General features: G+C 65.1%; 5 protein-coding genes and 1 pseudogene. 1 reads left to right on the top strand and 5 read right to left on the bottom strand.

Annotated elements, in window-relative coordinates; genetic code table 11:
• The 3 genes from AC1DYX_RS21425 to AC1DYX_RS21415 form a co-directional block, all read right to left on the bottom strand.
• The coding region (locus AC1DYX_RS21425; protein WP_477262555.1) for a dockerin at nucleotides 1-2,157 on the bottom strand (2,157 nt) is incomplete at its 3' end.
• Between the two features lie 224 nt (nucleotides 2,158-2,381).
• On the bottom strand, nucleotides 2,382-4,703 hold the full coding sequence (locus tag AC1DYX_RS21420) for a dockerin (RefSeq protein ID WP_477262553.1): 2,322 nt from the start codon (nucleotides 4,701-4,703) through the stop codon (nucleotides 2,382-2,384).
• A 558-nt stretch (nucleotides 4,704-5,261) separates the two neighbouring features.
• Complete coding sequence (locus tag AC1DYX_RS21415) at nucleotides 5,262-7,589, bottom strand: dockerin (protein ID WP_477262551.1); 2,328 nt, start codon at nucleotides 7,587-7,589, stop codon at nucleotides 5,262-5,264.
• A gap of 28 nt (nucleotides 7,590-7,617) precedes the next feature.
• Here AC1DYX_RS21415 and AC1DYX_RS21410 point away from each other — a divergent pair, with 28 nt between their 5' ends.
• Complete coding sequence (locus tag AC1DYX_RS21410; RefSeq protein ID WP_477262549.1) at nucleotides 7,618-7,821, top strand: hypothetical protein; 204 nt, start codon at nucleotides 7,618-7,620, stop codon at nucleotides 7,819-7,821.
• A 130-nt stretch (nucleotides 7,822-7,951) separates the two neighbouring features.
• Here AC1DYX_RS21410 and AC1DYX_RS21405 read toward each other — a convergent pair.
• Together AC1DYX_RS21405 and AC1DYX_RS21400 are read right to left on the bottom strand one after the other, a co-directional pair.
• Nucleotides 7,952-10,252: pseudogene (locus AC1DYX_RS21405) on the bottom strand (beta propeller repeat protein).
• Between the two features lie 592 nt (nucleotides 10,253-10,844).
• Nucleotides 10,845-11,294: alpha/beta hydrolase (locus tag AC1DYX_RS21400; RefSeq protein ID WP_477262547.1), on the bottom strand; the 450-nt coding region annotated here is incomplete at its 5' end.

Genomic DNA, 11,294 nt, shown 5'->3' with positions numbered 1-11,294 from the left:
GCCCCACACGCCGTTCATCGTGCCCACGACGTAGATCGCGGCCGAATACGGAGAACCGGCGAGCGGCTTGCCCAGGGCGATCGCGCTGGCCCCCTGCAACGCCCCCGTCGACCCGTTGGCCGGGACCGTCGCGAAGCCGTTCAGCTTCGTCCAGGTGCCCCCCGAGTCCGTGGAGTGGTACACGGTGTTGCCGTCGGCCAGCCACAGGTCGCCCTCGACGTTGGGGTTGACCACCATCGACGTGGTCCAATACGCGTTGGGCGCCAGGTTCGCGCTCACCGAGCCCTGGCTCAGCGTGAAGGTATGGCCGCCATTCGTCGAGACGTAGACCTTGCCCGTCGTGTTGTTCCACGGTGCCCCGGCGGAATCGTAGGCATAGACCTTGTTCGCATTCTTGCGGTCGGCCACGAGGCGGTAGCCGCGATCCCAGCCGACGGCGGGAAGCGAAGGCAGGTTGGACTGGGTCCAGCGCGAGCCGGTGTTCGTCGTGTAGGACGGCACCGAGTTGGGCGGCGCCCAGACGATGTTGCTGCGGGACGTGGCCACGATGCTCCCCGTGCTGCCCTTGTTGGTGGATGCGCCGGTGGGCAGCTTCGCGAAGTTCGACCACGTGTTGCCGCCATCGCCGGACCAGAAGCCGAAGGCAGTATTGGACGCGTTGATCACGCCATTGCCGACGATGAAGGTGGGATCGGACCACAGCAGGTCGGCGGCATTGCCGCTGCTCCAGGCCGTGCTCGGGCCCTTGGTCGGCTGCACCGCAAGGTCCGTCTGGAGCCACGTGCCGATGTCGCCCGCGCTGTTGACGAACTTGTACGCTGCGCCGGCCGGCGGCGTGATGAGGGCCAGCGTGGCGGTTTCCTCGAGATTGGTGACCGCGGCGTTCCAGCTCGGCGTGGCCGCCGACGCGTTCCTCGTTTCGACGATGCCGCCGCCATGGATGTGCGAGATGTGGTCGGGATTGGACGGATCGATCTCGATGTCGTCCACCCAGCCCCCGACGCCGTTACTCGCCGGCGTATGCGGCATGCCTTGTTCGATCTCGCGCCAGGTGAGACCGGCGTTGTCCGACAACTGGACGATCTGGCCGGAGCCCCAGGTGTTGGAAACGCCCAGCACGATGCGGGTCGTCGGGCCGGAGCCGTACACCGACAGGCCGCCGTAGCCGGCGGACGAATTGCTGACGACCTGCGTCCACGTACCGCCACTGAATTTGTACAGGTAGCCGGGACCGGCGACACCCGGACCGGCGCCCGCGCTGAACGCCACATAGATCGTGCCGTCGGCGGCGCGTACCATGTGCGTGACGTAGTAGCCGGACACGGCGGACGGGACCGCCACCGGTGTCCACGTCGCACCGCCGTCGGTGGACTTGTAGAAGGTCGACGTCAGGCCCGCCGCGTTGGCGTAGTCCTGGGCGATGGCGACATACAGCGTCGAGGTCGGCGTACCGGTGCCCCTGATCGACGTATCGAACAGCAGGGACTCGACGCCCGTCACCCAGCCACCCATCGTGTTGACCTGGTCGTTCGTCAGTTGCAGCGTGGACAGCGACGTAACCTGGGCCCAGGTGTGACCAGAGTCCGTGCTCTTCCACAGGCCGGCCGTGCGCGAGCCATAGAACAGCGTCGATGGATTATTCGGGTCGACCGACAGGCGCTCGCCGATCGCGCGGGCGGGATTGTTGCCGCCCATCGGGAACGGCACGTCGTAGTGCGTCCACKTGKTGCCGCGGTCGCTGGAGATATAGATGCGGCCATTGCCTTCGAACGTGTACATGCCGGTCATCATGTAGACGAGCTGGTCGTTGTTCGGATCGAGGGCGATGCTTTCGGCGCCATGGAACCGGCTCTCGCCCCCGCTGAAACCGGGGCCGTCGGTGATGGGCGTCCACGACGACGTGGTCGAATTCCAGCGGTAGGCGCCGCCGATGTCGGTGCGCGCGTACAGGACGTTCGCCGTGGTCGGATGGTAGATCAGGCCGGTGACGTAGCCGCCGCCGCCCCACTTCACGCTCGTATAGCTGGTGGCCGAGCCGGTGGTGGCGGCAAGGACGGGGGCCGTGCCCGACGCGCCGGGGGTTGTGCTGCCGCCGCTGCAGCCGGCAAGAAGCGCCGCGAGCAGCGCCGGGATGACGAGGTTGTGCTTCCGTTCCATAGTGTCTCCTCTATCAAGGATAGATTTCATGTTTTTCGGGATGGATCGACGTAGCTCCGCCGCGCTGGCCTGACCGGCATGAGCGCGTTTCCTGTCGTCGGCATCGGCGCCGGCACCGCCGGACGCCGCACCGACTTTTTTTGTGTGTTCAGAACCTGTCTTCGGGAAGACCGCTGCGGACCGTTCCGGTACCGCAGCGGTCATTGGCTACGCCAGGGACGTCATCAGTTGGTGTAGATCAGGCCCCGGCCCGTACCACTGAAGTAGATACGGCCATAGGTGTTCCAGTCAGCGGCGATCACGCCGACGCCGCCGTACTGGTGCGCGTCGTCGTTGTAACGCGCCCAGGTCGCACCGCCGTCGTCGGAGTGGTAGATGCCCCACACGCCGTTCATCGTGCCCACGACGTAGACTGCGGCCGAGTACGAGCTGCCGGTCTGTGCCTTGCCCAACGCGATCGCACTTGCCCCCTGCAACTGGCCCGTCGAGCCATTTTGCGCGACCGTCGCGAAGCCGTTCAGCTTCGTCCAGCTCGCACCCGAATTGGTCGAGTGATACACGGCATTGCCGTCGGCCAGCCAGATGTCGCCCTCGACGTTCGGGTTGACGACCATCGAGGTGACCCCGAACTGGTTGTTGGCCAGGTTCGCCGCCACCGAGCCCTGGCTCAGCGTGAAGTTGTGGCCGCCATCGGTCGACACATAGACCTTGCCCGTCGTATTGGTCCAGTTGGCGGCACCCGCATCGTAGGCATAGACCTTGTTCGGATTCCTGCGGTCGACCGCCAGGTGGTAGGCGTTATCGATACTGGTGGTGGTCGGCGCCGGCAGGTTGGTCGCACTCCAGCTCCCGCCATTGTTCGACGACCACGACGGCGCCGAGTTCCTCGTCGCCCAGATCACGTTGTTGCGGGATGTGACCGCGATGCTCTGCGCGCCGGAGCCGGAGGCGCCGTTGGGCAGGGTGGCGAAATTCGACCACGTGTTGCCGGCATCGCCCGACCAGAAGCCGAAGGTGGTATTGCTCGAGTTCAGCAGGCCGGTGCCGACGATGAACGTGGAATCGGACCACAACACGTCCGCGACATTGCCATTGCTCCATGCGCTGTTGGGCGTCCTGGTCGGCGTCGCCGCGAGGTCCGTCTGGACCCACGTGCCGATATCGCCCGCGCTGTTGACGAACTTGTACGACGCGCCGGCCGGCGGCGTGACGAGCGCCAGGGTCGCGGTTTCCTCGAGGTTGTTGACCGGAGCGTCCCAGCTCGGACTGGCCGCCGACGCGTTCCAGGTTTCCCAGACGCCGCCGCCGTGGATGTGCATGATGTGATCCTTGTTGGTCGGATCGATTTCGATGTCGTCGATCCAGCCCCTGTATCCTCCGCCCCAGTGCGTCATGCCGTCCGCGATTTCGCGCCAGGTGGCGCCGCCGTTGTCGGACAGCTGGACGGCCGGCTGGCCGGCGCTCCATGTACCGGTCACTGCCAGCGCGATGCGGGCCGTGGAGCCGGTGCCGTAGATGGACACGCCGCCGTAGCCGCCCTGCGTGGTAGTGGCGAGCTGGGTCCAGGTCTCGCCGTTGGCCACGCCGCCGAACCTGTAGAGGTAGCCCGGGCCCTGGGCGCCCTGCCCGGAGTTCTTGTTAAACACCACATAGTAGTTGCCGTCGGTGTTGCGCAGCGCGTGCGGGACGAAGTAGCCGGACACGTTGGACGGTACCGACACCGGCGTCCACGTGGCGCCGCCGTTGACGGACTTGTAGAAGGTCGAGGTCAGGCCTGCCTTCTGCACGTAGTCCGGCGCGATGGCGGCGTACATGATCCACGTCGTCGCGCCGCCGCCCACGTTCGAGTTGTCGAAGATGATCTGCTCGACGCCCACCGGCGCGGTACCCAGCCCCTGGATCTCGCTGGCCGTCAGCACCTTGCTCGACAAACCGGTCTGGGTCCAGGTCTGGCCCGAGTTCGTGCTCTTCCACAGGCCGGCCGTGCGCGAGGCGTAGAACAACGTCGACGGATTGGTGGGGTCGAGCTTCAGGCGTTCGCCGATGGCGCGGGCGTCCTCGTTGCCGCCGACCGGGAACGGCAGGTCGTAGTGCGTCCAGCTGTTGCCGCGGTCGCCGGAGACATAGATGCGGCCGTTGATCGGGGTGCCCTGCCAGTCGTGGGAGTACATGCCCGTGACCAGGTACACCTTGTTGTCGTTGGTCGGATCCAGGGCGATGCTTTCGACGCCGTGGTTGCTACCTTCGCCCGCGTTGAAGCCGATACCGTCGGTGATCGGCGTCCACGAGCCGCCCCCATTCCAGCGGTAGGCGCCGCCGATGTCGGTGCGGGCGTACAGGACGTTGTAGCTGGTCGGGTGGTAGATCAGGCCGGTGACGTAGCCGCCGCCGCCCCACTTCACGCTCGTATAACTGGTGGCCGAGCCGGTGGTCGCGGCGAGGGCGGGCGCGTGGCCCGACACGCCCGGGGTCGTGCTGCCCCCGCTGCAACCTGCGAGAAGCGCCGCGAGCAGCGCCGGGATGATGAATGTTTGCTTCCGAATCATTATGTCTCCGTTGAAGGATTGGATTGACGTTTTCCGGTTAGAGCAACGTAGTCCCGCCGCGCTGGCCCTGCCGCCGTGCCGGAGATCGTCCGGCACGGCGGCAAGGCAGGCCGCGCCTGACCGGCGCGAAGCGCGCTTCCTGTCGCCGACGTCGTTGCAGGCGCCCGAAGGCGAGGTTGTCCATCGCGATCCGGCAGCGCCATGCCACGTATCAACGTTTTTTATATATAAGAAACTTAGACCGCCACACGCGGAGGCCGTGATGTCTCACGGTCGCGTACGACGTCAAACAAGGAACACTTCAAGCGGCCCGCTTCGTCGACTCCAGCGATGGAGCGGCGCTCTTTGGCTTTACCAGACCAGGCCGGCTGCATGCCTTCGGTCGGTATCGGACATCGGATCGCATTAACAAACCATGCGAACAGAATTAATGAACATTAACTATAGTGTAATCCTCACTTTTTTTTACTGTCAACCGAATTCACGATCGCAAAAAAAAACCGTTGCGGCCCGTTTCCGGTGCCGCAACGGTCATGAGCTACGTCAGGGACGTACTGCTCAGTTGGTGTAGATCAGGCCGCGGCCGGCACCATTGAAGTAGATGCGGCCGTAGGTGTTCCAGTCGGCCGCCATCACGCCGATGCCGCCGTACTGGTGGGCGTCATCGTTGTAACGGGCCCAGGTGGCGCCGCCGTCGTCGGAGTGGTAGACGCCCCACACGCCGTTCATCGCGCCCACGACGTAGATCGCCGCCGAGTACGGGCTTCCTGTCTGCGCCTTGCCCAGGGCGATGATGCTGGCACCATCCTGCTGGCCCGTCGAACCGCTGGCCGGGATCGTCGCGAAGCCGTTCAGCTTCGTCCAGCTCGCGCCCGAATTGGTCGAGTGGTACACGGCATTGCCGTCGGCCAGCCAGAGGTCGCCCTCGACGTTCGGGTTGACCGCCAGCGAGGTGTCTCCCCAGCCGTTCGGTGCCAGGTTCGCCGACACCGAACCCTGGCTCAGCGTGAAGTTATGCCCGCCATCGGTCGAGACGTAGACCTTGCCCGGCGTTCCCCACCATGCGCCGCCCGAATCGTAGGCGTAGACCTTGTTCGGATTCTTGCGGTCGACCACCAGGCGGTAGCCACGATGGGTACCGACAGCGGACAGCGCCGGCAGATTGGTCGAGGTCCAGCTCGCGCCATTGTTCGTCGTGTACGACGGCACCGAGTTGGCGGGCGCCCAGATCGCGTTGTTGCGGAACGGGGTCACGATGCTCGCCGTGTAGCTGAAGTTGGTGGAGGCGCCGGCGGGCAAAGTCGCGAAGTCCGACCACGTGTTGCCGCCGTCGCCGGACCAGGAGCCGTAGGCGACGTCGGGGTTGGCGACGTAGCCGGCAGTGACGATGTAGGTCGAATCGGACCACAACACGTCGGCCGCGTTGCCATTGCCAAATGCGTTCTTTGGCGTCTTGGTCGGCGTCGCCGCGAGGTCCGTCTGGAGCCAGGTCCCGATATCGCCCACGCTGTTGACGAACTTGTACGACGCGCCGGCCGGCGGCGTGACGATCGCCAGGGTCGCGGTTTCCTCGAGGTTGTTGACCGGAGTGTCCCAGCTCGGCGTGGCCGACGACGCGTTCCAGGTTTCCCAGACGCCGCCGCCGTGGACATGCATGATGTGATCCTTGTTGCCCGGATCGATCTCGATGTCGTCCACCCAGCCCCGGTACCCGCCGCCCCAATGCACCATGCCGTCCGCGATTTCGCGCCAGGTGGCGCCGCCGTTGTCGGACAGCTGGACGGCCTGCTGGCCGTCGTTCCATGAGGTCACGGTCAGCGCGATGCGGGCCGTCGAACCGGTGCCGTAGACGGACACGCCGCCGTAACCGCCCTGCGTGGTGGTGGCGAGCTGGGTCCAGGTCTCGCCGTTGGTCACGCCGCCGAACTTGTAGAGGTAGCCGGGACCACCGGGGCCCTCGCCGGTGCTCTGGTTGAACACGAAGTAGTAGTTGCCGTCGTTGGTGCGCAGCGCGTGCGGGACGTAGTAGCCGGCCACGTTGGACGGCACGGACACCGGCGTCCACGAGTAGCCGCCGTTGGTCGACTTGTACAGGGTCGAGGTCAGGCCCGCCTTCTGCACGTAGTCCGGCGCGATGGCGGCGTACATGATCCACGTCGTCCCGCCGCCGCCCACGTTCGAGTTGTCGAAGATGATCTGCTCGACGCCCACCGGAGACGTACTCAGGCCTACGATCTCGCTGCCGGTCAGCACCTTGCTCGACAACCCGGTCTGGGTCCAGGTCTGGCCCGAGTCCGTGCTCTTCCACAGGCCGGCGGTGCGCGAGGCGTAGAACATCGTCGACGGATTGGTGGGGTCGAGCTTCAGGCGTTCGCCGACGGCGCGGGAGTGTTCGTTGGCGCCCACCGGGAACGGCAGGTCGTAGTGCGTCCAGCTCGCGCCGCGGTCATTGGAGACATAGATGCGGCCATTGATCAGGGCGGAGCCGTCCCAGCTGTGCGTGCTCAAGCCCGTGACCAGGTACACTTTATTGTCGTTGGTCGGATCGAGGGCAAGGCTTTCGACGCCGTGGTAGGTAGTTTCGCCCGCGTTGAAGCCGATGCCGTCGGTGATGGGCGTCCACGAGCCGTTCGAATTGTTCCAGCGGTAGGCGCCGCCGACGTCGGTGCGTGCGTACATGACGCTCGCGTTGACCGGATGGTAGATCAGGCCGGTGACGTAGCCGCCGCCGCCCCACTTCACGCTCGTATAACTGGTGGCCGAGCCGGTGGTGGCGGCCAGGACGGGTGCGTTGCCCGACACGCCCGGAGTCGTGCTGGCGCCGCTGCAACCGGCCAGGATGCCGGCAACCAGGGCCGGGATGATGAAGTTGTGCTTGCGAATCATGATATCTCCTCTAAGGAATGTTTTCCAATTGGAATGTAGCTCCGCCGCGCCGGACTTGCCGCCATGGCGGGCATGGCGGCAAGGTCCCGCGATCGGTGTCGCCGCCGGCGTCTCGTGGCGATGTTTCGTCACCCTCGACATCGGCGCGGTGCGCACCGTCTTTTTATTTTTGCAACCCATCCAGGAACTCTCGGATCTCGAAACAATTAACGAAACATTTGCTCAAGATTAATGAGAATGAATGCAGTCTAATTCTCACCCTTTCTCACTGTCAATATGTTTATTGAATATCAGATATAAAAAAAACGCTGCGACCCCTTCCGGAGCCGCAGCGGTCGTTGCCTACGTCAGGGACGTGCTACTCAGTTGCTGTATTGCAGACCACGGGCAACACCGTTGACGTAGATACGGCCATAGGTGTTCCAGTCGCCCACCACCACGGCGCTGCCGCCGAACTGGTGCGCGTCATCGTTCCAGCGCGACCAGGTCGCACCGCCATCGTCGGAGTGGAAAATGCCCCACTGGCCGTTCAGCGTTCCTTCCACGTAGATCGCGGCCGAGTACGGCGAGCCGACCTGTGCCTTGCCCAACGCGACCTTGGTGGCGCCCATCGTGCCGTTGGCGGACGCGAAGGAGCCGACCTGCACCCAATTCCAGCCCGAGTTCACCGAGTGGTACAGGGCATTGCCGTCGGCCACCCAGATGTCGCCCTCGGCGTTCGGGTTCACGACCATCGACGTGCCCCCCCACGCGTTCGGCGCCATGTTCGCGGCCCCCCACATCCCGCTCAGCCCGAAGTTATGGCCGCCATCGTACGAGATGTAGACCTTGCCCGGCTGCCCACTCCACGGAGCGCCGCCCGAATCGAAGGCGTAGACCTTGTTCGGATTCACGCGGTCCGCGGCCAGCCGATAGGCACGGAAGAAGCCGTTCCAGGTGGCGGTGAACGCCGGCAGGTTGGTCTGCGTCCAGGTCGCACCATTGTCCGTGGTGTACGACGGCACCGAGTCCTGCGGTGCCCAGACCAGGTTGTTGCGGGACGTGACCGCCACGCTCTGCACCTGGCTCCCGCTCGCCGAGCCGCCAGTAGGCAGCGTCGCAAACTGCGACCAGGTACTGCCGGAGTCGCCGGACCAGAAGGCCTTGACGACAGTGCCGTTGGCATTGTCGACGCCGGTGGCGGCGATGTAGGTCGGATCAGACCACGCCATGTCCGCCGAATTGCCGCTGCTCCAGCTGTCCAGGGGCCCCTTCGTCGGCCGCGTCGTCAGGTCCGAGATGACCCACGTGCCGATGTCGCCCGCGCTGTTGATCAGCTTGTACGCCGCACCGGCCGGGGCTGCGGCGGCGAACAGCGTGGCGGTCTCTTCCAGGTTGTCGACCTTGGGACTCCAGGTCGGCGTGGCCGAGGAGGCGTTCGTGGTTTCGCAGATGCCGCCGCCGTGGATGTGCATGATGTGGTCGCGGTTCGCCGGGTCGATCGTGACGCCCTCGATCCAGCCTTTGCACGTGTCCGAGGTATGCGGCATGTTGGCCTCGACTTCGTGCCAGGTGGCGCCGGCGTCGTCGGACACCTGGATTTGCTTGCTGCTGTCGGCCCAGCCCGTCATGCCCACCGCGATGCGGGTGGTCGAGCCGGTACCGTTGATCGACAGGCCGCCGACGCCCATGCTGGTCGTGCTCAGCAGCTGGGTCCAGGTTTCGCCATTGGCCCCGCCGCCGAACTTGTAGACATAGCCGGGACCGGGCCTGCCCTGGCCGCCGGTCTGGTTGAACGCGATGTAGAAATAGCCGTCGGCGGCGCGCACGACATGCGGGATGTAGTAGCCGGACACCGCGGACGGCACCGACACCGGCGTCCACGAGTAGCCGCCGTTGGTGGACTTGAACAGCGTGGAGGTCAGGCCCGCCGCCTGGGCGTAGTCGGGGTTGACAGTGGCCCACATGACCCAGGTCTGCTGTCCCGTCCCGTTGTTCGACGTATCGAACACGACCTGCCCGGTGCCGTACACCTGGCCGCCGTTGGTAAGCCTGGTGCTCGAGAAGCTCGTGACCTGGGCCCAGGTGTGACCCGAGTCCGTACTCGTCCAGAGGCCGTCCTGGCGCGTGGCATAGTACATGRTCGACGGCAGCTSGGGGTCGATCGACAGRCGYTCRCCGTAGSCCCGGCCGTCATCGTTGCCACCCACCGCGAACGGCAGGTCGTAGTGCGTCCAGKTGGTGCCGCGGTCGCTGGAGATATAGATCCGGCCATTSTGARCCGRSKWCKRCGTCGCGGTATCKCCGGTGACCATRTAGACGAGCTGGTCGTTGKTCGGGTCRAGGGCCAGGCTCTCGACGCCGTGGAATTGACCTTCGTTGGGGCCCCAACCGAGGCCGTCGGTGATSGGCGTCCACGTCGAATTGGTCGCGTTCCAGCGGTAGGCGCCGCCGACGTCGGTGCGCGCGTACAGCAGGCTCGAATTGACCGGGTGGTAGATCAGTCCGGTCACATAGCCGCCGCCGCCCCACTTCACCGCCGACCAGCTCGTGGCCGAGCCGGTGGTGGCAGCCAGGGCCGGAGCCTGGGTACCCGTCGCGCCCGGGGTCGTGTTGCCGCCGCTGCAGCCGGCAAGAATACCGGCGACCAGGGCCGGGATAACGAGGTTGTATTTCTTCTTCACGCTTGTCTCCTCAATGAAGGAATTGATTGATTTCCCGTCTCACAGGCGCTTCGCCATGCCGGCGCAGCCGTTTCGTCGAACGTCTGCCGCGTGGTAAAGCGAAAGAATCGCCCTTGCCTGAGCGAACTCCTTTCCTGCTGCCGGGGTAGTGCCTGCACCCTGCCCGCGTCTGCCCTGCCGATCGGGGCCGGCTGCACCCTCCGATCTGCGTCGGATGTTGTGCGGAACCGGCAAGGCTTCGTTATCCGCCTAGCGGCGTGTCGCCGTCCGCTCGCCTGGCGAGCGATGCAGCAACGACATTAACGAAAAATTAAGTTAGCATTAATTATAATTAACACAGTCTAAACCTCTCTGTTTTCCACTGTCAATGGTGTTCACGTGTGACGCAGATCAACACGAACGGTTTTGTTCGCAAGGCAGGTGTAGGGGGCTCGGCCTGGCACGGCTTGAGAGTGCAAAAAGGGTTGCCCTGATCGCGCAAGCCCCAAAAAAAGACCGCTGCGGGCCTTCCGGCGCCGCAGCGGACATTGGCAACATCAAGGACGCGCTATCGACGTAGCTGCGTCCATAGATCGTGCGAGTGAGGAACGGATTACTGGACGATGAGGTTGCGGTAGCGCAGCCATTCCTCCACGCGCTTCGGCCAGTTCGAAGCATTGCCGAGGCCGGTATTCATCGCCATGCCATGCCCCCCGCGCTCGAAGAAGGCCATCTCCGCCGGCACGTGCGCGCGCGTCAGCGCCTGGAAGAACAGGATGCTGTTCTCGATCGGCACGGCGCCATCGTCCTGGGAATGGAACAGGAACGTGGGCGGCGTGTTGGCATTCACCTGTTTCTCGACCGACATCAGCTGGACGAGTTCGGGCGACGGATGGTCGCCCAGCAGGAAGTAGCGCGAGCCCATGTGCGCGACCGGCGGCTCCATCGTGATCACCGGGTAGGCCAGGATCGCGAAGTCGGGACGCGCGCTGACGGCATCGAGCGGCGCGCCCGTGCGGCCGGCAGGCAGGTCGTACAGGGTGGCCGCGCTGGCCGCGCTGGC

The organism is Massilia sp. P2_C2, assembly GCF_056404615.1.
The sequence above is the reverse complement of the archived record's forward strand: the minus strand, read 5'-3'. Positions and strand labels throughout refer to the sequence as shown.